Source organism: Acidaminococcus fermentans, from assembly GCF_009696675.1.
Taxonomy (GTDB): Bacteria; Bacillota; Negativicutes; order Acidaminococcales; family Acidaminococcaceae; genus Acidaminococcus.
Window position 1 is genome coordinate 25,554 of the sequence record NZ_VULN01000013.1, and the last position, 22,673, is coordinate 48,226.

A 22,673-nucleotide genomic window follows, 5' to 3' on the forward strand; every position below is an offset into this window, starting at 1 on the left:
AGGAGGGATTAGACGAGTGGCTGGTAAAAAAGTTGTCCGTGCCAAACGGAAAGTAAGCAAGAACATTGAAGCTGGTGTAGCACATATCCGCTCCACCTTTAATAACACGATCGTAACGATTTCCGATCTGAACGGGGCTGTCCTGAGCTGGGCTTCTGCCGGCGGTCAGGGCTTCCGCGGTTCCCGGAAAAGCACTCCTTTTGCAGCTCAGATGGCTGCTGAATCCGCTGCCAAAGCCGCTATGGAACATGGTCTGAAACGGATCGAAGTATTCGTCAAGGGCCCCGGCGCTGGCCGTGAAGCTGCTATCCGCGCTCTGCAGGCTGCAGGCCTGGAAGTGGAATCCATCAAAGATGTGACTCCCATTCCTCACAACGGCTGCCGTCCGCCGAAACGCAGAAGAGTATAATTGGAGGTGAAAGACTAGATGGCTATTGATAAGACTCCTGTTCTGAAAAGATGCAGATCTCTGGGCATGTCTCCGGCTTTCGTTGGGGTTATGAAAGAATCCAACCGGCAGCCGAAACGCCAGTTCAAAAAGAAGAGCGAATATGGTATGCAGCTGGCTGAAAAACAGAAAGCCAAGTTCATCTATGGCGTTCTGGAAAAACAGTTCCGCGGCTACTATGAAAAAGCCAAGAAAATGGAAGGCATCGCTGGTGCCAACCTGCTGATCCTGCTGGAACGCAGACTGGACAACGTGGTATACCGCATGGGCCTGGCCCATACCCGCCGTCAGGCTCGCCAGCTGGTGACCCATGGCCACATTGCCGTAAACGGCAAGCGCCTGGACATCCCCTCTGCTCTGGTTAAAGCCGGGGATGTAGTCTCCGTAATGGAAAACAGCCGCAGCTCTGCCTACTTCAAAGGCATGGCTGAAGTCCTGGGCAAGACCTCCGTTCCTGCCTGGATCTCCGTGGACGCTCAAAACCTCAGCGGAAAGGTTGACCGTCTGCCGGTTCGGGAAGACATCGACGTACCTGTTGAAGAACAGATGATCGTCGAATTGTACTCCAAGTAATCCGATACTGTTCTCCACTTACTTATACCGCGTATTGTGGTAATGCGCGAAAGGAGGCTTCCGCATGAAGGAAATCGAAAAACCTAGCCTGGTTGTCGACGAAATTTCTCCTGACGGACGTTATGGCAAGTTCGTCTGGGAACCTTTGGAACGTGGATACGGTATTACTTTAGGTAACAGTCTGCGTCGTGTACTGCTTTCTTCCTTGTCCGGCATGGCTGTGACGGGCATTAAAATCGATGGAGTCCTCCATGAGTTCTCTACCATTGAGGGAGTCAGAGAAGACGTTGCGGATATCGTATTAAACATCAAAGCCCTGTGCTTCAAAGTGGGTCTGGATGACCAGACCTCCTTTGAACCCAAGACGTTCTACATCAAGAAGGCTGGCGAAGGCGAAGTGACCGGCGCCGACGTGATCACCGATCAGGACACGGAAGTTCTGAATCCGGAGCTGCACATTGCAACCCTGGACAAGAACGGATCCCTGAACATGGAAATCTACGTTGACGTGGGCCGTGGCTACGTCCAGGCGGAGAAGAACAAATCCAAGGATCAGCCCATCGGCTTCATCCCTGTGGATTCCATCTACTCCCCCATCACCCGTGTGAAATTCGGTGTCACCGATACCCGGGTGGGCAACGTGACCAACTACGACCGGCTGACCCTTGAAGTATGGACCGATGGGAGCCTGGGGCCGGATGAAGCTGTGACTTCTGCAGCCGAAATCCTGATCAAGTATCTGGCTCTGTTCAAGACCACCAACGTGCCCCGCATCCAGGGGGACGAAGATGGTACCAAGACCAGCGATGAAGGCACCAAGTCTTCTGTGCTGCAGATGTCCATCGATGATCTGGATCTGACTGTCCGTTCCAACAACTGCTTGAGACGGGCCGGCATCAATACGGTAGAAGATATCATCAACAAGACGGAAGACGAGCTGATTTGCGTCCGCAACCTGGGCAGCAAATCCTTGGAAGAAGTCAAGAACAAAATCGAAGAATTGGGATTGCACCTGCGCAATTCTGATGAAGAATAGGAGGAAGACGAAAGATGTCCTACAGAAAATTCAACCGGAACACCAGCAACCGGAAAGCTATGTTCCGCAGCGTCTTGACCGCCTTCTTCAAAAACGAGAGAATCGAAACCACTGAAACGAAAGCAAAAGAAATCAGCGGTCTGGCTGATAAAATGATCACCCTGGCTAAAAAAGGTGATCTGAGCGCTCGTCGTCAGGTTCTGGCATTCCTCGTGGATGAAGATGCCACCAAGAAGCTGTTTGATGTAATCGCCCCCAAATACGCTGACCGCAACGGCGGTTATACCCGTATTTACAAAACGGCTCCCCGCCGCGGCGATGCTGCTGAAATGGCAATCCTGGAACTGATCTGAGTTCTGTAAAAAAGGGCTGTTGCGCATGCAACAGCCTCTTTTTTGTCTCGGGTCTCGAGCCGTGAGTCTCGGGCCACTGGATAGAATCTGTCCTTCGGCCAGATTCTTCTTATTGTGTATAACCGTAGGGGGCGCAGGCCCGGCGCCCCGCAAAATGCGCAGATAATCGATGATTTGGCGGGCTGCCCGGCGTGCAGCCCCTACGGTACCGATTTACACGTTCAAAAATTTGCCTGCAAATTTTTCATTTAGCTCGAGACTCGAGACTCGAGACCGAGCCGCTATGGGGCTCATGAGGCCGGGGTGTTGCACACAACCGTGCAACACCCCCTTTTTTATTGTATCCGGATTTCACCTTATGATATACTGAGTCTGCCGGATTCATGTTTTCCCGGCAGACTGGTAAAAAATCAGAAAAAACAGAAAGGATGAGATCCATGAAACTGCTGCAAGGCATCCGTACGCTGGTGCTGGGGGGAATCCTGACTATGGCCGGGGCTTCCGGAACTCTGGCGGAATACACCAGCTGGCAGGATACGGACTATGATTTCAGCCAGGTGAAGACGGTGTACCTGTCGGATATGGATATGAGCGGCTACCATCTCCAGAGTGGTACCAAGGCTCAGAAAATGCTTCAGGACTACCGGAAAAAAGCCGGAAAGGCCAAGGGGGTGAAAGTGGTACTGGCCCCGGAGATCCAGTTCCGGGCTCTTTTGCCGGGAGAAGGGGAAGAAAAAGACCCCCTGGTTTCTGCTGGAAAAACAGAGAAATCAGGGGAAAAAGACGGGAAAAGTCAGGTCCAGACAACAGATGGGGAAAGAAGAGCAGTGGCCATCCCCCAGGCAGCCCTGGACGCAGGGGCCCAGCTGTACATCCTGGCCGCCCTGGACAACTGCCAGGTGGATTCTTACCTGGTGCCCGCCCATACGGAATGGAAGACCCGGGAAATCGATGACAGCTACCGGGATGACCAGGGAAACTGGCATACGTTTTATCGGACCATCACCTATCCGGAATACATCCCGGATTATTACGTGCCCTATGCCAGCGTCACCGTCCGGTTCCTGTGGTTCGACACCAGAACCGGGAAACTGGTGGCCTCCAGCGAAGATGCCCGGGTACGGGACAGTGAAAACGATCCCTTGGGAGTGTACAACCGGATCATCGACCGGTTCTTCAAGAATCTGAGGGAGACGGTGAAAAAGTGAAAGGGGCTGTTGCATGCGCAACAGACCTTTTTTCACAATCGATACGTTACTCCCAGAAGGGCCGTGCGGCCGTAGGCGGGGCAGTCGCCCAGGGTCCGGGAGCCCACGTCTTCGTAACTTTCGTCCAGCAGGTTCCTGAGCTTCAGCCAGGTGTTCCAGTGCTGGTTGAATCTGTAATTGACATTGGCGTCCAGGGTGAAGGCATTGCCGGTGTACCATCCCTTGTCCCGGCCCCAGGCGGCCTGGAACAGCAGGCTGTTGGTCCACCGTTTGTCCCGGTAGGTGAGGGCCGCCTTGACGGCATGGGGCGCCACTTCATCGGTGTATTGGGGATCGATGCCGCTGCCGTAGGTGGTGTCCGTACGGGTCCAGGCGTAGGAGGCGGTGAGACCGTATCGGGGACTGAACTGGTCTTCCCAGGTGACCTGGATCCCGTCCTTGTTCTGGCTTTCCAGATTTTTGGGTGTCCAGGTCCCGGCTGCCCTGTACCATACAATGGGATTGTTGATGTGGGACACAAAGGCGTTGGCCCCCAGGGTGCTGTGGCTGTTGAGCCGGTACCGGATGCCTCCGTTCCATTTAAAGCCGGTTTCCGGCTGGAGGTGCTCATTTCCCCGGATCTTCCAGGCTCCGTCAGAATCCCGGTTGTAATTGTTGTAGTACAGTTCGTCCAGGGTGGGGACGGAATAGATCCGCTGGAGGGATCCGTAAAAGGTCAGTCTGTCGTCCGGCCGGTATTCCAGGGAGTCTCCGTACACATATTCATTATCGAACCGGGTGTTGTGATTGAACAGGGAGGTGCTCTGGAGGGACAGCTTGCCGTACCGGGTCTTGGTGGTCACATAGCCGGACAGATTGCTGATGCCCTGGTTGTAGTTCTTGGCAAAGTTATGGGCATCCAGCAGGTTCTGCTCCGTATCCAGGGAGGTGTGCTGCCAGGTGATCCCTGCCGTGACGGTGGAATGCTTCCCCACTTTCCAGCCGTCCCGCCAGTCCAGTCCGTTGGTGTAAGCCTTCCACCGGCTGTAGCTGGGGAGTTCATCCTGCTCTTCCGTTCCTGCGGGGTAGTAAGAATCAGCCTGGCTGTAGTTGTGATACAGGGAAATCCAGCCGGGAGCCGCTGTGTCCTCTTTGTAGTTGTAGGTCAGATTCACATTGTTGGCCAGCTTTTCCGGGCGTGGGAGATTTTGGCGGCATCCTCCCGGGCCAGAGCCGGCAAAGGCCGGAACCCGGAAGAAACCATTCCCAGCACCGCCAGGAAAAGAGAAAAGGAAATTTTTCTGGAAGGAGTCATGATCCTGGTCCTCCTATTCCAAGGCTTTCCAGAGGGGCCGGTCCTCCTCCAGCACCATATAGCTGTGGGGAGTGCCGGCTTTGGGCAGGGAAACGGAGCCCGGGTTCCAGTACCGATTGTCCTGGCCCCAGGGCTCGTTGGCGGGGATGTGGGTGTGGCCGTGGAGGAGGATGTCTCCGGGCTGGAGGAGAGGCGGGTGCTGGAGGTTGTACCGGTGGCCGTGGGTGACGAAGATCAGGTGATGGTTCCATTCCAGCAGGGCATAGTCCGCCAGCACCGGGAACTGGAGGACCATCTGGTCCACTTCCGCTTCGCAGTTGCCCCGAACGCAGAAGATCCGGTCCTTCAGGCCGTTCAGGAGGGCAATCACCTCTTTGGGGGCATAGCCTTCCGGCAGGTCGTTCCGGGGCCCGTGGTACAAAAGGTCGCCCAAAAGAAGCAGTCGGTCGGCCCCTTCGGCACGGAACCGTTCCAGCAGCTGCCGGGTGAACAAGGCGGACCCATGGATATCAGAAGCAATGAGCCATTTCATGAGTATCAGTCCTTTCATGGGTCCATTATAACAAAAAAGGAGCTGTGAAAAAATAATTCACAACTCCTATATTTGCCAGCGACAGCTGGCTTCCATCAGCTAGAGACTAGTGACTAGAGACTAGTGACAGGGTGTGAAAAGTATTTTCACACCCTTTATTACTTCAATCCCCAATACCGGATCCCGTTCCAGTAGAGAGGTTTGTACACTTCCGCCTTTTCCGGCAGGTGCACGTCCCGGAGGATGTACCGGAGGAATTCTTCCGGACCGGTCCGGTCCACCATGTAGCCAATGTGTTCCTTGCCCCCGGGAGCTTCCGGGTCGATGTACTTCCGGGCGTAGTCATACACATTGCTGACAATCTTCACAACGCTGTCCGCATCCGCCCATTTGATGAAGTCCACACCCATCCGGGGGTTCTTCTTGCCGCTGCGGCCCAAAAGGGTGATCCGGAAATACTGGGTCCTGCTCCGGGTCCAGGCCCGGTTGGGGCAGGCATGGGCGCAGACTCCGCAGCCGATGCATTTTTCCACGTTCCGCACCGGGCGGAATTTGTCCATGTGCAGGGCTTCCACGGAAAGCTGTTTGCATTTCTTCACACAGGCGCCGCAGCTGATGCACCGGGAGGGATCGAACTGGGGCTCGGTCATGCCGATGATCCCGAAATCGTGCATCCGCACTTTGCAGCAGTCGTTGGGGCAGCCGGTAAGGGCCACCTTCACATGGAGGTCGTTGGGGAAGATGGCCTTTTCGATCCGTTTGGCCAGGGCGGTGGTGTCGTAGTTCCCGAAGGGGCACACCCGGTTCCCCACACAGGCCATGATGTTCCGGGTCCCGGAAGCGGGATAGCCGGTGCCGGGGGCTTCCTGGTTGATGTCCAGTTCCTCGATGATGGGCTGGAGAGCCTTGTTCACTTCGGGAACCTTTTCAAAGGGGATCCCCAGGATCTCGAAGCCCTGGCGGATGGTCAGATGGACCTGGCCGTTGCCGTAGGTTTCCGCGATTTCCTGGATCTTCCCCAGTACATCGGCGGTGAGATGGCCGCCGGGTACCCGCACCCGGGAAGAGGTGATGCCCCGGTGCTTGGTCACCCGGTAGGCGTTCTTTTTCAGTTTTCCACAATCCATATCCAGCATGGGACGCCTCCTAGTCAATGAAGGACCGGACCTGGGTGTATTTGAACACCGGTCCATCCTGGCACACGTAGATTTCGCCGATCCGGCAGTGGCCGCATTTGCCCACGCCGCAGCACATTTTCCGGGATTCAGAGACCCAGATCTTTTCTTCGTCGAAGCCCAGGCCCAGCAGGGTCTTGATGGAGAATTTGATCATCATGGGAGGACCCACCACCACGGCAATGGCGTTGTCCGGATCCTGGAGGTTCATTTCCGGGATGTACTGGGTCACCAGGCCCACATGGCCGTCATAGTCCGGGTCGTCGTCCGCCTTGTCCACGGTGTAGATCAGGTTCATGCCGCTTTGTTTCCACCGTTTCAGGTCTTCCCGGAACAGGATGTCGTGGGGGGATTTGAAGCCCACAATCACCGTCAGCCGTTCGCATTCGTCCATATGGTCCGCAAAGTAGTCGATGACCCCGTGGATGGGGGACAGGCCGGACCCACCAGCCACCAGGATGATCTCCTTGCCTTTGAACATGTTCACGTCGAACCCGTTGCCGTAGGGGCCCCGGAGGAAGAAATGGTCCCCCACGTAGTTTTCGAAGATTTCGTTGGTGAGGCTGCCCACTTTCCGGATGGTGAAATCCAGGGAATGGTCGGTGATGCCGCTGACGGAAATGGGAGCCTCCCCGTATTTGGGGATGGAGATCTCAAAGAACTGGCCCGGTTTTACCGGATGTTCCTTGCCCCGGTCATAGGCCATCCGGAAGGTGTATTCCAGGTCCGCATGCTTGATCACTTCCAGGATCTCGGAGCGGAAGGGCAGGTAGGTGTTATCTTTCATCTTTCGTGACCTCCTTCATGCCGTCCGCCAGTTTGTCAATGCAGCGGACAAAGGAAATGTATTCCGGGCAGATGGCATCGCACCGGCCGCAGCCCACGCACATCTGGTATCCGGCCCGTTTCTTGAAGTCCAGGACCTTGTGGAGCACCTTGAAGCGCATCCGTTCCCCGCCCTTCTGGCGGAACTTCAGGCCCCCGGCCACGTCGGTGTAGCCGTCGATCATGCAGGAAGCCTGGACCCGGCGCCGTTCCCCGGCTTTGCCGTTTTCCGTGTAGAAAAGATCCTGCATGGACCAGCAGGTGCAGGTGGGGCACACCAGGGTGCACCGGCCGCATTTGATGCACCGTTTGTCGTATTCGTCCCAGATGGTGCTCTGGGCCACGGCACCGGTCAGGTTCTCCGGCACCGTGACGGTGAAGTCGTTGGTTTCCACAGCGTCAGGGACCACATCCCCGCAGGAGGTGCCGGCCTTTTCCAGGGCGGCGGCCAGGAAGCTGTCGGCGGCTTCAGCCTGGTAGCCCTCTTCCCGGCGGTTCAGGGCTGCGTCCCAGCCGGCGGTACGGTTGGTGCCCATGCTGACGCAGAAACAGCCCTCAAAGGAATGGTCACAACCCATGAGGACGAATTTGATCTTGTCCCGGCGGGACCGGTAGTAGGAATCTTCCGGTCCGTTCTGGAGGAAGATGTAGTCGAACCGCTGTACCGCAGCCAGGTCACAGCTCCGGAGCAGGACGATCTTGCCCCGGTCCGGATCCTTGGCTTCCGTGACCGTTTCTTCCGTAAAGTACAGCAGGGTCTGGCAGACCGGCAGCACTGCTTCCTTCCAGGAATAGTCGGACCGCTGGTCCCAGATCACTTCTTCCGGCGCGGTCACCGTCCCGTAGCGGATCACATCCGTTTCAGAAAAGCGGCCGGTCCCTTCGAACCGTTTGGGAGCGTAGATGTCATACTCCCGGCTCCAGTCGGCGAATACCTGACGGAGTCCTTCTTGTGTCAGTTGATAACCCATGTTTTTCTCCTCTTGCAGCGCAGTTATAAGGGTCATGGGTCCGCCACCCGTGCGGCAGACCCTTAGCGGGGACATTGTAACATACAGTCTGTACAGATGTCTGTTGTTTCTGCAACCATTGGAATCATTGAACGGGAAGAGGATTTTATGGTATACTTAACCGATTATAGAGGGTGAAAAGTATTTTTTACCCTGTCAGCGGTCAATGGTCAATGGCCGAAGGAAGCCAGCTTTGCTGGCGGTGAACGAATCAGCAAAAGGAGTTCTTGCATGAGTGTTTTGGATGTTGCCCATCTTTCCCACAGCTATGGGGGACGGGAAATTTTCGACGATGTTTCTTTCCGCCTGGAAAAGGGGGAACATGTGGCCCTGGTGGGGGCCAACGGGGAAGGGAAATCCACCTTTATGTCCATCATCACCGGGAAACTGACCCCCGATGAGGGGAAGGTGACCTGGGCCCGGCGGACCAAAGTGGGCTACCTGGACCAGCATTCCGCCCTGGAGCCCGGGAAGACCATCCGGGAAACCCTCCGCACCGCCTTCCAGGACCTGGTGGAACAGGAACAGGAAATGCTGGGGGACTACGACAAAATGGAAAGCGCTTCCCCGGAAGAAATGGAACGGCTTATGGAGGAAGTGGGGGAAATCCAGGAACGGCTGGAAGCGGCGGACTACTACAACCTGGATGCCAAAATCGAAGAAGTGGCCGGAGGCCTGGGGCTCCGGGACATCGGCCTGGAACACAAGGTGGACGAACTGTCCGGGGGCCAGCGGACCAAGGTGCTGCTCACCAAGCTGCTGCTGGAGAACCCTGACATCCTGCTCCTGGACGAACCCACCAACTACCTGGATGCGGAGCACATCCAGTGGCTTACCCGGTATCTCCAGGACTACGAAAACGCCTTCATCCTGATTTCCCATGATGTACCCTTCCTCAATGCGGTGACCAACATCATCTGGCATGTGGACAACCTGAAGCTGGACCGGTATACCGGGAACTACGAGAAGTTCGAAGAGATGGCGGCCCTGAAACGGCGCCAGGAAGAGGCGGCCTACGAACGGCAGCAGGCGGAGATCAAAAAGGAACAGGACTTCATCGCCCGGAACAAGGCCCGGGTGGCCACCCGGGGCATGGCCAACAGCCGGCAGAAGAAACTGGACAAAATGGAGCTTCTCACCAAACGGGCGGAAAAGCCCAAGCCTCATTTCCGGTTCCTGGAAGACCGGACCCCGTCCCGGTTCGTGCTTACTGCCAGCAACCTGGTGCTGGGGTATGATGTGCCTCTCACCAAACAGGTGGACCTGAAGCTGGAACGGGGCCAGAAAATCGCCATCCGGGGCACCAACGGCCTGGGGAAATCCACCCTGCTGAAGACCCTGCTGGGGATGATCCCTCCAGTGGCAGGCAGTGTGGAACAGGGAGATTTCGTGTCCGTAGGGTATTTCGAACAGGAAAGCGCCAAAGGGAACCAGAACACTGCCCTGGAGGAACTGTGGCAGGAATACCCGGGGATGACCAATTCGGAAGTCCGGGCTGCCCTGGCCGCCTGCGGCCTCACCAACGACCACATCACCACCAGGATGACGGCCCTTTCCGGGGGTGAAGCGGCCAAGGTGCGGCTGTGCAAGATCATGCAGCGGCCGGCCAACCTGCTGGTGCTGGACGAACCCACCAACCATCTGGATGTGGAAGCCAAGGAAGAGCTCCGGCGGGCCCTCCGGGAATACAAGGGAACCCTGCTTCTGGTGTCCCACGAACCGGAATTCTACGAAGACTGGGTGGATCAGGTATGGAACATCGAGGGATGGTCCACGAAAATTGTGTAAGGAGTAAAGAAGTCAGAAGTCAGAAGCTCCAGACTTTGGACTCCAGACTTCCGGCTTGGGATTGCTGCCAGGCAGCAATCCCCATTGACGAGGGGAGAAAAAATGGAAGACAGCAAAGCGAAAAACCTGACTTTGGATGAACTGTATCACAAGATGCTGAAACGGGCGGCGGAAGGGAAGAATGTGGAAGACATCGACAACGCCGATCCCAAGATGATCGAATGCCTGGCCCATCCGGAAGAAACCAGCCTGGTGTGGCGGGTGAAGCCCTGCACCTGTTCGGAAGACAAGCAGGCGGACTGTGTGAAGGTCTGCCAGTGGGATGCCATGCATCCCAGTGCTGACGGGGTCCAGATCGATCCGGACAAATGCGTGGGCTGCCAGGCCTGTGTGGATGCCTGCAAACTGGAATCCCTGAAGACCAAAAAGGACATCATTCCCGTGGTGGAAGAACTGAAGAAGGGAGATACCCCCATCTATGCCCTGGTGGCTCCCGCCTTCTCTGGCCAGTTCGGCCCGGAAGTCACCGCCGGCAAACTGCGGACGGCCCTGAAGCTGCTGGGCTTTTCCGGGATGCTGGAAGTGGCGGTGTTCGCTGATATCCTGACCCTGAAGGAAGCACTGGAATTCGACAAGAACGTCAATAAAGAAGGGGACTTCCAGCTCACCAGCTGCTGCTGCCCCATGTGGATCGCCATGATCCGCCGGCTGTACCACCAGCTGATGCCCAATGTGCCCGGTTCCGTATCTCCCATGATCGCCGGGGGACGGACGGTGAAGGTGCTCCATCCGGAAGCCAAGACCGTGTTCATCGGGCCCTGCATGGCCAAAAAGGCGGAAATCAAGGAACCGGATCTGAAGGGAGCCATCGACTACGTGCTCACCTATGAAGAGCTCCGGGACCTGTTCTCCACCACCAACCTGGACCTGACCACCCTGGAAGAGGACAATGTGCCTCACGCTTCCAAGGCAGGGATCTGCTATGCCTACGCCGGCGGGGTGGCAGCGGCTGTGGATGCCACGGTGAAGAAGCTGAATCCCCACCGGAAGATTGAAATGAAGATCCGCCGGGCGGACAGTGTGCCTGAATGCCGGGCCATGATCGACAACATCCTGAAGGGGAACCATGAAGGGAACTTCTTCGAAGGCATGGGCTGCAAAGGCGGCTGCGTAGGCGGCCCCAAAGCGCTGGTGAACCGGGAGGAAGGGAAGAAGAACGTACAGGCCTACAGTGATGAGGCCCAGTACAAGACTCCTGCGGAAAACCCCTACGTGATCGAGCTGCTGAAAAAGCTGGGCTTTGCCACGGTGGAAGAGTTTCTGGCCAAGAGCGATCTGTACGACCGGAAGTTTGATTGATCAAAAGGAGCTGTGAAAAAATGAGAAATCATTTTTTCACAGCTCCTTTTCCTTTTTCTCCTTCCCAAGCCCCGGCACCGTGTCTACATTGGGTCCGTGGACCGTGTGGCCGGCGCCGGCAGGGGCATGGGGTGCGTCCGCCGGGCCTGGCTGGGGATGGGGCCCGTGGTAGGACAGGTTGTTTTCCAGGATCCCGTCCGGATTGGTGGCCACATGGGGATGGACATAGGTGGTGCCTCCCCCGGGGGTGGATCGGAAATAGCCGTTTACGTGGTGGACGGGAACCGGGTGATCGCCTGTGGGAGCGTATCCGTCCCCGGTGCCGTGGAACCCGTCTGGAGCCATATGACCTCCATGGCCAGCGTCGGTAAAGGCGGCTCCGTCGAAGGCCCCCAAAATCTTCAGGAACGGCAGCAGGAAGGAAATCACCACCAGGGGCAGGCCGAACAGCACCGTAAGAGCGTTGCGGCTTTCATACCCTTTCCGGTAGGCCATCCAGAGAAACAGATGGACCAGGAGTACCGGCAGCCCGGCGGCCAGGAGAATGGCCAGGTAGGCCAAAAAGTGCCGGAGCTGCCAGGACAGGGCAAACAGGTGGTTCAGGGTCACCAGCTTGTAGCAGGCTTCCACCAGTTTCCCGCCCAGGTGCATGTGATCGGCGAAGAGATGATAGTACACCAGGTACACCAGGAAGCCGCTGGCCAGCAGCTGGGCGTTCTGGATCACGTACCGGATCCGGAGGATGAAGAACACGATGCCGATGATGAGAAAGATAATGGCCGCCGGTGGAAATATCCGGGACAGGAACAGCATGGCTCCCGCAAAGGCCAGCATGGTCCAAAGCATGGAGGCGGTTTCCACCAAAAGGAAAAGCCCCCAGCCTGCCATGGCGGCGGTCATATGCCCCCGGCCTGCCCAGCCCAACGTGTAATATCCCAGTCCCCACAGTGCCAGCATACTCCCCCAGTGCCAGGGGCTCCGTATCTGGCTCCGTACCCATTCTGCCCTTGTCATTTCAACAGCTCCCTTTGAAAAAGTCTGTCCCCATGGTAGCACGGGGAGGAGGGGAAAACAAGATGAAATTGACAACGGGGTGGGGGTATGTTAAAATTTTTACGGTTTGAAGATTCGTTCATGGATTTTCAGAAATTTCACGGACCACTGGACAGGGGTACTGCCTTTTCGGGGCAGCTGTCCGGTCAAGGCCATACGGACAGCCGGGTCCACTGCCGAATTGGCGGCAACTGGTTTGCAGCCTTATTGATTGAACTTTTGGGTTCAACTTTTATAAGTTGGTTACTTCATAACCGCAATGCGTCTGTGCGCAGACTTGTGAAACGGTCAATAAGAGTCGTTCGTAACGGGGGATCCCCTGATAGAAGCAAACCGAAATACCGGATGAGACCTTAAAACGCAAGCTGCAAGGGGGCAGCTTGCGTTTTTTTGTACAGAAGTAAAAAATGAACTGGGGAGGGAAAAAGCTTGGAAAAGCAATATCGGTTGAAACAGGATCGGGCGCCCATCTACGAAGCTCTGGAAAAGTTCCGGAAAATGCGGGTGGTGCCCTTTGACGTACCCGGCCACAAACGGGGCCGAGGCAACCCGGAACTGACGGAGTTCCTGGGCGAAAAATGTGTGGGGGTGGATGTGAACAGCATGAAGCCCCTGGACAACCTGTGCCATCCGGTGTCGGTGATCCGGGAGGCGGAACAGCTGGCCGCTGACGCCTTCGGAGCCAGCCAGGCCTTCCTGATGGTGGGGGGCACCACCAGTGCCGTCCAGTCCATGATCCTGTCCGCCTGCAAACGGGGAGACAAGATCATCCTGCCCCGGAACGTCCACAAAAGCATGATCAATGCCCTGGTGCTCTGCGGAGCCATCCCGGTGTACGTGAACCCGGACGTGGACAAGCGGCTGGGGATCAGCCTGGGGATGAAGCGGGATGCAGTGGCCAAGGCCATCCGGGAGAACCCGGACGCGGTGGCTGTGGTGGTGAACAACCCCACTTATTACGGAGTGTGCAGTGACCTCCGGGCCATTGTAAAGATGGCCCACGATGCGGGGATGCTGTGCCTGGCCGATGAAGCTCACGGCACCCATTTCTACTTCGGCAGCGGGCTGCCCGTTTCCGCCATGGCCGCCGGGGCCGACATGGCCGCCATCTCCATGCACAAAAGCGGGGGCAGCCTGACCCAGTCCAGCTTCCTGCTCACCGGTCCCAAGGTCCACGCCGGCTATGTGCGCCAGATCATCAACCTGACCCAGACCACCTCCGGCAGCTACCTGCTCATGTCCAGCCTGGACATCAGCCGCCGGCGGCTGGCTCTCCACGGACGGGAAATCTTCCACAAAGTGGTGGACATGGCGGAATACGCCCGGCAGGAAATCAACAACATCGGAGGCTACTATGCCTTTGGCCGGGAACTGATGAACGGAGATTCCGTGTTCGACTTCGACAACACCAAACTGAGCATCCACACCCTGGATATCGGTCTGGCCGGCATCGAAGTGTACGACATCCTCCGGGATGATTATGACATCCAGATCGAATTCGGGGATATCGGCAACATCCTGGCCTACCTGTCCATGGGGGACCGGATCCAGGATCTGGAACGGCTGGTCAGCGCCCTGGCGGAAATCCGCCGCCGGTATCAGAAGGATCCCACCGGCATGCTCACCCAGGAATATGTGGAACCGGTGGTGGTCACCAGTCCCCAGGAAGCCTTCTATGCCGAGAAGGTAAGCCTGCCTCTGGAGCAGTGTGAGGGCCGGGTGTGCAGCGAATTCGTCATGTGCTATCCTCCGGGGATCCCGCTTCTGGCCCCTGGGGAAAAAATCACCAAAACCGTACTGGAACATATCCGGTACGCCAAAGAAAAGGGCTGCAGCATGACCGGTTCGGAAGATCCGGAACTGCTCCACCTGAATGTATTAGCATAAGAGGGGGATACAACCAATGGAAATGTGGTTCAGTGAATTCCATACCCCGGATGTGAAACACAGCCTCCGGGTCAACCGTCACCTGTTCTCCAAACAGAGTGACTTCCAGCGGATCGATATTTTCGAGACGCCGGAATTCGGCCGGGTGCTCACCCTGGACGGGAACGTGATGCTGACGGAACGGGATGAATTCATCTACGACGAAATGATGACCCATGTGCCCATGGCCGTCCACAAGGGCATCAAGGACATCCTGGTGATCGGCGCCGGGGACGGGGGCGTGGTCCGGGAACTGACCCGGTACGACCGGGTGGAGAAAATCGACCTGGTGGAAATGGATCCCATGGTGGTGGAAGCCTGCCGGAATTACCTGCCCGGGAACGCCTGCCGGATGGACGACCGTCGGGTGCACATCTACTTTGAAAATGCCCTGAAATTCATCCGCCACCGGGAAAATTCCTACGACCTGATCATTGTGGATTCCGTGGATCCTTTCGGTCCCTCCGAAGGGTTCTTCACCCGGGAATTCTACGGCAGCTGCTACAATGCCCTCCGGGAAGACGGGATCATGGTGAACCAGCAGGGGAGCCCCTTCTACAAGGAAGACGCCATTGCCATGCAGCGGAGCCACCAGCGGATCGTCAGCACCTTCCCCATCAGCAAGGTATACCAGGCCCACATCCCCACCTATGCGGCAGGGTACTGGACCTTCGGCTTTGCCAGCAAGAAGTACCATCCCATCAACGACCTGGACGCTCCCGCCTGGGAAGCCCTGAACATGCACACCCGGTACTACACCACCCGGCTCCATGTGGGAGCTTTCTGGCTGCCGGCTTTCCTGGAGGAAATGCTCAAAGAAGTGGAAACGGAAGAAGGCTGCAAAAATGCTGACAAATAATGTGGAAACCTTCCTGGCCTGCGACGCTCCTTACGAAAAGGCCAAAATCGTCCTGTTCGGAGCCCCCTTTGATTCCACCACCAGCTATCGGCCCGGCACCCGGTTCGGGTCTTCCGCTATCCGCCACGAAAGCTTCGGCCTGGAAACCTACAGTCCCTACCAGGACAAGGATCTGACGGACTATGCAGTGTTCGACAGCGGGGACCTGGAACTGTGCTTTGGCAGTTCGGAAATGGCCCTGAAGGACATTGAGGACCGGACTGCCACTATCCTCCAGGACGGGAAGCTGCCCTTTATGATCGGAGGCGAACACCTGGTGACCCTGGGCGCCTTCCGGGCAGTGCTGAAAAAGTACCCGGACCTCCAGATCGTCCACTTTGATGCCCACACGGACCTGCGGGATGACTACCTGGGGGCGAAACTGAGCCATGCCTGTGTGATCCGTCGGTGCCACGACCTGATCGGGGACGGGAAAATCCACCAGTTCTGCATCCGCAGCGGGGAACGGGAAGAATGGCAGTTCGCCCATGCCCACACGGACCTGCATCCCTTCAGTTTCGGAGGGCTGGAACAGCTGGTCCGGGATCTGGAAAAGAGCCAGGCTCCGGTGTATTTCACCATCGACCTGGACTGCCTGGATCCTTCCGTGTTCCCGGGCACCGGGACCCCGGAAGCCGGGGGCATCACCTTCATGCAGCTGCTGAACGCCCTGCGGCTGGTGGCCAGGACCAATGTGGTGGCTGCCGATGTGAACGAACTGGCCCCCATGCTGGATGCCAGCGGAGCCTCCACAGCCGTGGCCTGCAAAGTGGTCCGGGAACTGCTGCTGGCGCTGTTGTAAAGGTATGCTGCAAAAGCAGCATACCAGCTGTAGAGCCGCACAGCGGCTCAAGTCTGAAGTCTGGAGTCTGGAGCCGAAGGATAAATTTGCAGGCAAATTTATGAATGTGTAAATCGGATCCGGTTTTACAAATTACTGAGGACCCGGCCATAAAGACGGGTCCTATCCTGGGGCTTCAGACTTCCGACTCCAGACTTCCGACTCAGGTCTGCTGCTTGTGCAGCAGACCTCTTAGACACAATATTCCAAGGAGGAAAATATCATGAGCAGAGTCCTTGTTATCGGCTGCGGCGGAGTTGCTTCTGTAGCCATCCAGAAATGCTGTCAGGTCAGCGATGTGTTCACCGAGCTGTGCATTGCCAGCCGGACCAAATCCAAATGCGATGCCCTGGCGGAAAAACTGAAAGGGAAGACCGCCACCAAAGTCACCACCGCCCAGGTGGATGCGGACCATGTGGACCAGGTGATCGCCCTGATCAAAAGCTACCAGCCGGACCTGGTGATGAACATTGCCCTGCCTTATCAGGATCTGACCATTATGGATGCCTGCCTGGCCTGCGGGGTGAACTATATGGACACCGCCAACTACGAACCGGAAGACACGGACGATCCCAAATGGCGGGCCATCTACGAAAAACGCTGCAAGGAAGAAGGATTCTCCGCCTACTTCGACTACAGCTGGCAGTGGGCCTACAAAGAAAAATTCGAAAAGGCCGGCCTTACCGCCCTGCTGGGCTGCGGCTTCGATCCGGGGGTGACCCAGGCTTACTGCGCCTATGCCCAGAAGCATGAATTCGATACCATCGACACCATCGACATCCTGGACTGCAACGGCGGGGACCACGGGTACGCCTTTGCCACCAACTTCAACCCGGAAGTGAACCTGCGGGAAGTGTCCGCTCCCGGCAGCTACTGGGAAAACGGCCACTGGGTGGAAATCCCGGCCATGAGCATCAAACGGGAATACAACTTCGACCAGGTGGGAGAAAAGGACATGTACCTGCTCCACCACGAAGAAATCGAAAGCCTGGCCAAGAACATCCCCGGGGTGAAACGGATCCGGTTCTTCATGACCTTCGGCCAGAGCTATCTGGATCATATGCGCTGTCTGGAGGATGTGGGCATGCTGTCCACCACCCCCATCAACTTTGAAGGCCACGAAATCGTCCCCATCAAATTCCTCAAGGCCCTGCTGCCGGATCCGGCCAGCCTGGGTCCCCGGACCAAGGGCAAGACCAACATCGGCTGCATCTTCACCGGGAAGAAGGACGGGAAGGAAAAGACCTACTACATCTACAATGTGTGCGACCATCAGGCCTGCTACCGGGAAGTGGGCAGCCAGGCCATCAGCTACACCACCGGCGTGCCGGCCATGTGCGGCGCCCTGATGCTGCTTACTGGGAAATGGACCACTCCCGGGGTCCACACGGTGGAAGAATTCGATCCGGATCCCTTCCTGGATGCCCTGGACAAGCACGGCCTGCCCCGGAGCGAATCCCATGATCCGGCCCTGGTGAAATAATGGACTGGAACAAGGTGCGGGAAGAGCGGCCCGCCTTTGCAGGGCTCCGGGGGAAGACTCCGGAAGCCGCCTTCGGAGGGCTGACCACTCCCTGTTACATCCTGGACAAGGCAGCCCTCCGCCGGAACGGGGAGATCCTGAAAGGGGTCCAGGACCGGACCGGCTGCCGGATCCTCCTGGCCCAGAAGGCTTTTTCCAACTACGACCTGTACCCGGTGCTGGAGCCCTACCTGGCCGGCACCGAAGCCAGCGGCCTTTATGAGGCCAAACTGGGCCGGGAAGCCATGCCCGGGAAGGAAGTCCATGTGTTCTGCGGGGCCTACCGGGAAGACCAGATGGAAGAAGTGTGCCAGGTGGCGGACCATATTGTGTTCAATTCCCCCCGGCAGCTGAAGACCTGGGGCCCCATGGCCAAAAAGGCCGGGAAAAGCGTGGGGCTCCGGATCAACCCGGAATGTTCTACCCAGGAAGGCCATGCCATCTATGATCCCTGTGCCCCCGGCAGCCGGATGGGCACCACCCGGGCCCAGTGGGATGCTTGGATGACCCCGGATCTGGTGGAGCTTCTGGACGGGATCCACTTCCACACTCTGTGCGAACAGGATGCCCAGGACCTGAAAAAGACCCTGGATGCTGTGGAAGAAAAGTTCGGGGATGTGCTGCCCCACATGAAATGGGTGAACATGGGGGGCGGCCACCACATCACCCGGCCAGGGTACCATATTCCCCTGCTGGAGGAATGCATCCGCAGGGCCCAGAAGGCCTGGGACGTTACCGTGTACCTGGAACCGGGAGAAGCCTGTGCCCTGAACGCCGGGTACCTGGCCACCCGGGTGCTGGATGTGGTGGAAAACGGAGAGGTGAAGATCGCCATATTGGACACCAGCGCCGCCTGCCATATGCCGGATGTGCTGGAAATGCCTTACCGGCCGCCCCTTTACGGAGCCGGGGAACCGGGAGAGCGGCCTGTGACCTGGCGGCTGGGCAGCGGTACCTGCCTGGCCGGGGACGTGGCCGGAGACTACAGCTTCGACGGGGAACTGGAAGTGGGGGACCTGCTGCTCTTCGGAGACATGGCCATTTACACCACCTGCAAGAACAACACCTTCAACGGCATGCCCCTGCCGGATATCGACGTGCTGGAAGAGGACGGGACGGTGAAGGTGCTGAAACGGTTCGGCTATGAAGATTTCAAGATGAGGTTGGGAAGGTAAAGGGCGGCGCCCTTTGCCTGTCAATTGACGAGAGTGTTGCAAAAGCGACACTCTCTTTTTTTACAATTCTTTACAAAACCCTGCTCTTACTTTTTACATGGCTCTGGTATCTTATAGCTATAGACAAAAGCAATACTACTGTCATCATGGATTTTCTGTAAGGGAGCGATGAAGATGATCTTGAAAAACAAATGGAAAAAACTGGCTGTGACAGTCCTGGCTGGGATGATGGTCATGGGCGCTTTGGGGTGCGGCGGCCAGAAGGCTGCTGACACCAAGAAGCCGGCTGCGGTCAGCGGAAACATCACCGGGTCCGGTTCTTCCGCCCTGCTGCCTCTGGTCAAGGATGCTGCCGAAAGCTTCAAGAAGCAGCATAAGGAAGTGAGCATCAGCCTGAACGCCGGCGGTTCCGGCATGGGCCTGAAACAGGTGTCCGACGGGTCCGTGGATATGGGGAACTCCGACGTACCGGCGGCTTCCAAACTGCCCAAAGACAAGGCTGACAAACTGGAAGACCACAAGATCTGCGTTATGACTGTGGCCACCATCGTGAACAAGGATGTGGCTGAAAAAGTCAAGAGCCTGACCAAACAGCAGCTTACCGACATCTTCACCGCCAAAGTCACCAACTGGAAAGAAGTGGGCGGCCCGGATGAAACCATTACCCTGGTAACCCGGCCCAAGACCTCCGGTACCCGTGCCCTGTTCGCCAAATACGCCATGGGCGGTGCGGAAGAAGCTTCCAACAAATCTCTGGAAACCGATAACTCCGGCCTGCTGGTACAGAGCGTAGCCCAGAACAAAGGGGCCATCGGTTATGTGGCTCTGCCTTACCTGACCAAGAATGACACCGTAGCCACCATCTCCATCGACGGTGTGGCTCCCACCCTGGAAAACACCTACTCCGGCAAATACAATGTGTGGGGTTATGAACACATCTACACCAGCAAGAATCCGAAAGCTGCCGTCAAAGCCTTCCTGGATTACATCCTGTCCGCCGACTACGGCAAACGGATCGAAGAACTGGGTTATGGTGTGAGCAGCAAGATGCAGGTTAAAGATACCGCTCATGATTAATGAAAAGGGTTCACAAAAGCTGGTACAGGTTCACCGCAAAGAATCCTTGTCACAGACTGTAATCACGGCCTGCGGCATTGCAGCGGCCCTGCTGCCTTTCCTGATGGCCGCTTTCCTTCTCGTGAAGGGAAGCGGCACCTTTTGGGATTTCGGCCACAGTATTACGGAATTCCTGTTTTCCGCCCAGTGGAAACCCAGTGATACCATGGAGGGCGGCGGCCAGGTAGGGGCGGCCATGTTCATCAGCGGCTCCCTGGTCACCTGCTTCCTGTCCCTGGTATTTGCCCTGCCGGTGAGCCTGGCAGCGGCCATCTACATGTCGGAAATGGCGTCTCCGGCGGTACAGCGGCTGATCCGCCCGGTGGTGGAAATGTTCACCGGGATCCCTTCTGTTATTTACGGCTGGGTGGGCCTTACCGTACTGGTGCCCTTCCTCCGGAAAATCTTCCCCATGCCCTTCGGGTTCTCGGTACTGGCCGCGTCCCTGGTGCTGGCGGTGATGATCTTCCCGGTGATCACCACCATGGCCGCTGACGCCATGCTGGCGGTACCCAAGAGCTGGCGGGATGCTTCCTACGGTCTGGGAGCCACCCGGTGGGAAACCATCCGGAACGTGATCCTCTCGGCTGCCCAGCGGGGCATCTTCACCGGCGTGGTGCTGGGCCTGGCCCGTGCCCTGGGGGAAGCCCTGGCCGTGGCCATGGTCATCGGCCAGATGAAACGGTTCCCCACGTCCCTGTTCCTGCCGGCGTCCACCATGACCACGGTGATCGCCAACGACATGGGCGGTGCCATGGAAGGCGGGGAATACAGTGCAGCCCTGTGGACGTTGGGTCTGCTGCTGTTTGTGATTTCGTTCATCCTGATCTTTATCATCCATACCTTTGGTAAAGATCCCCTGAAACTGAAAGAGGAGGACTGACCATGGGAGACATTGCCAAGAAAAAGACCATGGACTGGTTCATGAGCCTGCTGTTCACCGCCGGCGCAGCCGGGTCCGCAGTCCTGCTCTTCGCCTTTATCCTGGATGTGGTGGGACAGGGCCTGGGAGCCCTCAGCACGGATATCCTGCTGAGCCTCCGGGACATGTTCTTCAACACCCTGTACCTGGTGTTCCTGGCCCTGGTGATCAGTGCCCTGTGGGGCATTCCCGCCGGGATCTACCTGGCGGAATACGCCCAGGACGGGAAACTGACCAACTGGGTGCGGATGGCGGTGGAGACCCTGTCTTCCCTGCCTTCCATCGTAGTCGGCTTGTTCGGCTACCTGGTGTTCATCGTCATGACCGGTTCCCAGTGGAACCTGATGGCCGGCGCCCTGTCCGTTTCCATCCTGACCCTGCCCCTTATGGTGTCGGTGACGGAAAACGCCCTGAAGGACCTGCCCCCTGAATACACCCTGGGCAGCCTGGGACTGGGGGCTTCCAAATGGCAGACCATCTGGAACGTGCTGCTGCCGGCCTGCCTGCCCCGGATCATGACCGGCCTGATCCTGGCAGCGGGCCGTGGCTTCGGGGAAGCCGCCGCTTTGATGTTCACCGCCGGGATGTCCACGGACATCGATTGGGGCAACTGGGACTTCAGCTCCACCACCTGCCCTTTGAACCCCTTCCGTCCCGGGGAAACCCTGGCCCTCCATGTGTGGGTCATGCGGACAGAAGCCCTGAGCCCGGATGCGGGCAAGATCGCCGGGGTCACTTCCGCCATCCTGATGCTGGTGGTGGTGCTGTTCAACGTACTGGCCCGGTACATCAGCTGGAGACTGGAAAAGAAGATGGAGGGAACTGCCGATGAGTGAGCAAGGAAACGGACCTGTTTCTCCGGAAACACTGGTCTTCGATATCCAGCACCTGAACCTGTTCTACGGGAAGCACCAGGCCCTGAAGGATATCAATATGAAAGTGAAGCGCAATGAAATCACCGCCCTGATCGGGCCTTCCGGGTGCGGCAAAAGTACCCTGCTGAAGACCCTGAACCGGATGAACGACTGGGTATCCGGCTGCCGGGTGGAAGGGAAGATCCTGTTCGAAGGAAAGGATATTTTCAAGGAAGTGGATCCTCTGGCCCTCCGGTACCGGGTGGGCATGGTGTTCCAGCAGCCTTCTCCTTTCCCCAAGAGCATTTTTGACAACGTGGCCTACGGTCCCCGTGTCCAGGGCATCACCAACAAAGCCCAGCTGACGGAGATCGTGGAAAAGAGCCTGCGCCAGGCGGCCATCTGGGATGAACTGAAGGACCGTCTGGACAAAAGCGCCCTGGGCCTGTCCGGCGGGCAGCAGCAGCGGCTGTGCATCGCCCGTACCCTGGCTGCCCAGCCTTCGGTGATCCTTATGGACGAACCCACCTCCGCCCTGGACCCTATTTCCACCCAGAAAATCGAAGACCTGGCCCTGGAACTGAAAAAGGATTACACCATCGTCATCGTTACCCACAACATGCAGCAGGCCAGCCGTATTTCTGACAAGACCGCCTTCTTCTACCTGGGAGAACTGGTGGAAATGAACGATACGGAAACCCTGTTCACCAATCCTTCCGAACCTCGGACGGAATCTTACATCACCGGCCGGTTCGGCTGAGAGAG

The 22,673-nt window shown here is 57.4% G+C and carries 22 protein-coding genes and 1 pseudogene; 16 read left to right on the forward strand and 7 right to left on the reverse strand.

Going from position 1 to position 22,673, the window contains the following annotated elements; all coding sequences use genetic code 11:
- The first annotated feature begins 16 nt into the window (after positions 1-16).
- The 5 genes from rpsK (at position 17) to FX155_RS09115 (ending at position 3,618) form a co-directional block, all read left to right on the forward strand.
- Positions 17-409 carry a 30S ribosomal protein S11 gene (rpsK, locus tag FX155_RS09095; protein WP_022486687.1) on the forward strand — a complete coding sequence of 131 codons (393 nt, stop codon included), beginning with the start codon at positions 17-19 and terminating at the stop codon, positions 407-409.
- 18 nt (positions 410-427) lie between these two features.
- Positions 428-1,021, forward strand: coding sequence for a 30S ribosomal protein S4 (rpsD, locus tag FX155_RS09100; protein ID WP_022486686.1), 594 nt, complete (start codon positions 428-430; stop codon positions 1,019-1,021).
- Positions 1,022-1,085: 64 nt separating this feature from the next.
- A complete protein-coding gene (locus FX155_RS09105; protein WP_022486685.1) occupies positions 1,086-2,057 on the forward strand; it encodes a DNA-directed RNA polymerase subunit alpha in 972 nt (323 codons plus the stop codon).
- Between the two features lie 14 nt (positions 2,058-2,071).
- Positions 2,072-2,410, forward strand: coding sequence for a 50S ribosomal protein L17 (gene rplQ / locus FX155_RS09110; RefSeq protein WP_012939236.1), 339 nt, complete (start codon positions 2,072-2,074; stop codon positions 2,408-2,410).
- A gap of 437 nt (positions 2,411-2,847) precedes the next feature.
- Positions 2,848-3,618 (forward strand): hypothetical protein, encoded by a 771-nt coding sequence (locus FX155_RS09115; protein WP_154488474.1) that lies wholly within the window; start codon positions 2,848-2,850, stop codon positions 3,616-3,618.
- A gap of 32 nt (positions 3,619-3,650) precedes the next feature.
- Here the strand turns inward: FX155_RS09115 and FX155_RS09120 are convergent.
- The 6 genes and pseudogenes from FX155_RS09120 to asrA all read right to left on the reverse strand — a co-directional run.
- Positions 3,651-4,817 (reverse strand): annotated as a pseudogene (locus tag FX155_RS09120) (TonB-dependent receptor plug domain-containing protein); the annotation flags it as partial.
- Positions 4,769-4,912, reverse strand: coding sequence for a hypothetical protein (locus FX155_RS09125; protein ID WP_022486682.1), 144 nt, complete (start codon positions 4,910-4,912; stop codon positions 4,769-4,771). The pseudogene FX155_RS09120 and the gene FX155_RS09125, both read right to left, overlap by 49 nt.
- A 13-nt stretch (positions 4,913-4,925) precedes the next feature.
- Positions 4,926-5,444, reverse strand: coding sequence for a phosphodiesterase (gene yfcE / locus FX155_RS09130; protein ID WP_022486681.1), 519 nt, complete (start codon positions 5,442-5,444; stop codon positions 4,926-4,928).
- Between the two features lie 158 nt (positions 5,445-5,602).
- Positions 5,603-6,580 (reverse strand): sulfite reductase subunit C, encoded by a 978-nt coding sequence (gene asrC / locus FX155_RS09135; RefSeq protein WP_022486680.1) that lies wholly within the window; start codon positions 6,578-6,580, stop codon positions 5,603-5,605.
- Positions 6,581-6,590: 10 nt separating this feature from the next.
- Entirely contained in the window at positions 6,591-7,406 is an 816-nt protein-coding gene (gene asrB / locus FX155_RS09140; RefSeq protein ID WP_022486679.1) for an anaerobic sulfite reductase subunit AsrB, read from the reverse strand.
- Positions 7,396-8,415 carry an anaerobic sulfite reductase subunit AsrA gene (asrA, locus tag FX155_RS09145; RefSeq protein WP_154488476.1) on the reverse strand — a complete coding sequence of 340 codons (1,020 nt, stop codon included), beginning with the start codon at positions 8,413-8,415 and terminating at the stop codon, positions 7,396-7,398. Before asrA ends, asrB begins: the two co-directional genes overlap by 11 nt.
- A gap of 270 nt (positions 8,416-8,685) precedes the next feature.
- Between asrA and FX155_RS09150 the strand changes: the two genes are divergently transcribed.
- Positions 8,686-10,242: an ABC-F family ATP-binding cassette domain-containing protein gene (locus FX155_RS09150; protein ID WP_154488477.1), complete on the forward strand. Its 1,557-nt coding sequence runs from the start codon at positions 8,686-8,688 to the stop codon at positions 10,240-10,242.
- Positions 10,243-10,344: 102 nt separating this feature from the next.
- Positions 10,345-11,601 (forward strand): [Fe-Fe] hydrogenase large subunit C-terminal domain-containing protein, encoded by a 1,257-nt coding sequence (locus FX155_RS09155; protein ID WP_154488478.1) that lies wholly within the window; start codon positions 10,345-10,347, stop codon positions 11,599-11,601.
- Positions 11,602-11,637: 36 nt separating this feature from the next.
- Here the strand turns inward: FX155_RS09155 and FX155_RS09160 are convergent, their stop codons facing one another.
- Positions 11,638-12,615, reverse strand: a complete 978-nt coding sequence (locus FX155_RS09160; RefSeq protein WP_154488479.1) for a hypothetical protein — start codon at positions 12,613-12,615, stop codon at positions 11,638-11,640.
- Between the two features lie 468 nt (positions 12,616-13,083).
- Between FX155_RS09160 and FX155_RS09165 the strand changes: the two genes are divergently transcribed.
- From FX155_RS09165 to pstB, 9 genes are all read left to right on the forward strand, one after another.
- A complete protein-coding gene (locus tag FX155_RS09165) occupies positions 13,084-14,541 on the forward strand; it encodes an aminotransferase class I/II-fold pyridoxal phosphate-dependent enzyme (protein ID WP_022488189.1) in 1,458 nt (485 codons plus the stop codon).
- 16 nt (positions 14,542-14,557) lie between these two features.
- Positions 14,558-15,439, forward strand: a complete 882-nt coding sequence (gene speE / locus FX155_RS09170; RefSeq protein WP_022488190.1) for a polyamine aminopropyltransferase — start codon at positions 14,558-14,560, stop codon at positions 15,437-15,439.
- A complete protein-coding gene (gene speB / locus FX155_RS09175; RefSeq protein WP_154488480.1) occupies positions 15,426-16,280 on the forward strand; it encodes an agmatinase in 855 nt (284 codons plus the stop codon). The genes speE and speB overlap by 14 nt, the downstream gene beginning before the upstream one ends.
- Positions 16,281-16,542: 262 nt before the next feature.
- Positions 16,543-17,802, forward strand: a complete 1,260-nt coding sequence (locus tag FX155_RS09180; RefSeq protein ID WP_154488481.1) for a saccharopine dehydrogenase family protein — start codon at positions 16,543-16,545, stop codon at positions 17,800-17,802.
- Positions 17,802-19,016: a carboxynorspermidine decarboxylase gene (locus tag FX155_RS09185; RefSeq protein WP_154488482.1), complete on the forward strand. Its 1,215-nt coding sequence runs from the start codon at positions 17,802-17,804 to the stop codon at positions 19,014-19,016. The genes FX155_RS09180 and FX155_RS09185 overlap by 1 nt, the downstream gene beginning before the upstream one ends.
- A gap of 174 nt (positions 19,017-19,190) precedes the next feature.
- Positions 19,191-20,093 (forward strand): phosphate ABC transporter substrate-binding protein, encoded by a 903-nt coding sequence (locus FX155_RS09190; RefSeq protein ID WP_154488483.1) that lies wholly within the window; start codon positions 19,191-19,193, stop codon positions 20,091-20,093.
- A 46-nt stretch (positions 20,094-20,139) separates the two neighbouring features.
- Positions 20,140-21,015, forward strand: coding sequence for a phosphate ABC transporter permease subunit PstC (gene pstC / locus FX155_RS09195; RefSeq protein WP_229778509.1), 876 nt, complete (start codon positions 20,140-20,142; stop codon positions 21,013-21,015).
- A 2-nt stretch (positions 21,016-21,017) separates the two neighbouring features.
- Positions 21,018-21,890: a phosphate ABC transporter permease PstA gene (pstA, locus tag FX155_RS09200; RefSeq protein ID WP_154488485.1), complete on the forward strand. Its 873-nt coding sequence runs from the start codon at positions 21,018-21,020 to the stop codon at positions 21,888-21,890.
- Positions 21,883-22,668, forward strand: coding sequence for a phosphate ABC transporter ATP-binding protein PstB (gene pstB, locus FX155_RS09205; protein WP_154488486.1), 786 nt, complete (start codon positions 21,883-21,885; stop codon positions 22,666-22,668). Before pstA ends, pstB begins: the two co-directional genes overlap by 8 nt.
- The last annotated feature ends 5 nt before the right edge of the window (positions 22,669-22,673 follow it).

Bases quoted from the DNA above. Each gene is read 5' to 3' on its own strand.
- FX155_RS09190 (WP_154488483.1), top strand. From the start codon at position 19,191: ATGATCTTGAAAAACAAATGGAAAAAACTGGCTGTGACAGTCCTGGCT.
- FX155_RS09160 (WP_154488479.1), bottom strand. From the start codon at position 12,615: ATGACAAGGGCAGAATGGGTACGGAGCCAGATACGGAGCCCCTGGCAC.
- rpsD (WP_022486686.1), top strand. From the start codon at position 428: ATGGCTATTGATAAGACTCCTGTTCTGAAAAGATGCAGATCTCTGGGC.
- asrA (WP_154488476.1), bottom strand. From the start codon at position 8,415: ATGGGTTATCAACTGACACAAGAAGGACTCCGTCAGGTATTCGCCGAC.
- yfcE (WP_022486681.1), bottom strand. From the start codon at position 5,444: ATGAAATGGCTCATTGCTTCTGATATCCATGGGTCCGCCTTGTTCACC.
- speE (WP_022488190.1), top strand. From the start codon at position 14,558: ATGGAAATGTGGTTCAGTGAATTCCATACCCCGGATGTGAAACACAGC.
- pstA (WP_154488485.1), top strand. From the start codon at position 21,018: ATGGGAGACATTGCCAAGAAAAAGACCATGGACTGGTTCATGAGCCTG.
- asrC (WP_022486680.1), bottom strand. From the start codon at position 6,580: ATGCTGGATATGGATTGTGGAAAACTGAAAAAGAACGCCTACCGGGTG.
- FX155_RS09185 (WP_154488482.1), top strand. From the start codon at position 17,802: ATGGACTGGAACAAGGTGCGGGAAGAGCGGCCCGCCTTTGCAGGGCTC.
- FX155_RS09115 (WP_154488474.1), top strand. From the start codon at position 2,848: ATGAAACTGCTGCAAGGCATCCGTACGCTGGTGCTGGGGGGAATCCTG.
- pstB (WP_154488486.1), top strand. From the start codon at position 21,883: ATGAGTGAGCAAGGAAACGGACCTGTTTCTCCGGAAACACTGGTCTTC.
- FX155_RS09125 (WP_022486682.1), bottom strand. From the start codon at position 4,912: ATGACTCCTTCCAGAAAAATTTCCTTTTCTCTTTTCCTGGCGGTGCTG.
- asrB (WP_022486679.1), bottom strand. From the start codon at position 7,406: ATGAAAGATAACACCTACCTGCCCTTCCGCTCCGAGATCCTGGAAGTG.
- FX155_RS09150 (WP_154488477.1), top strand. From the start codon at position 8,686: ATGAGTGTTTTGGATGTTGCCCATCTTTCCCACAGCTATGGGGGACGG.
- speB (WP_154488480.1), top strand. From the start codon at position 15,426: ATGCTGACAAATAATGTGGAAACCTTCCTGGCCTGCGACGCTCCTTAC.
- rplQ (WP_012939236.1), top strand. From the start codon at position 2,072: ATGTCCTACAGAAAATTCAACCGGAACACCAGCAACCGGAAAGCTATG.
- FX155_RS09105 (WP_022486685.1), top strand. From the start codon at position 1,086: ATGAAGGAAATCGAAAAACCTAGCCTGGTTGTCGACGAAATTTCTCCT.
- FX155_RS09180 (WP_154488481.1), top strand. From the start codon at position 16,543: ATGAGCAGAGTCCTTGTTATCGGCTGCGGCGGAGTTGCTTCTGTAGCC.
- FX155_RS09155 (WP_154488478.1), top strand. From the start codon at position 10,345: ATGGAAGACAGCAAAGCGAAAAACCTGACTTTGGATGAACTGTATCAC.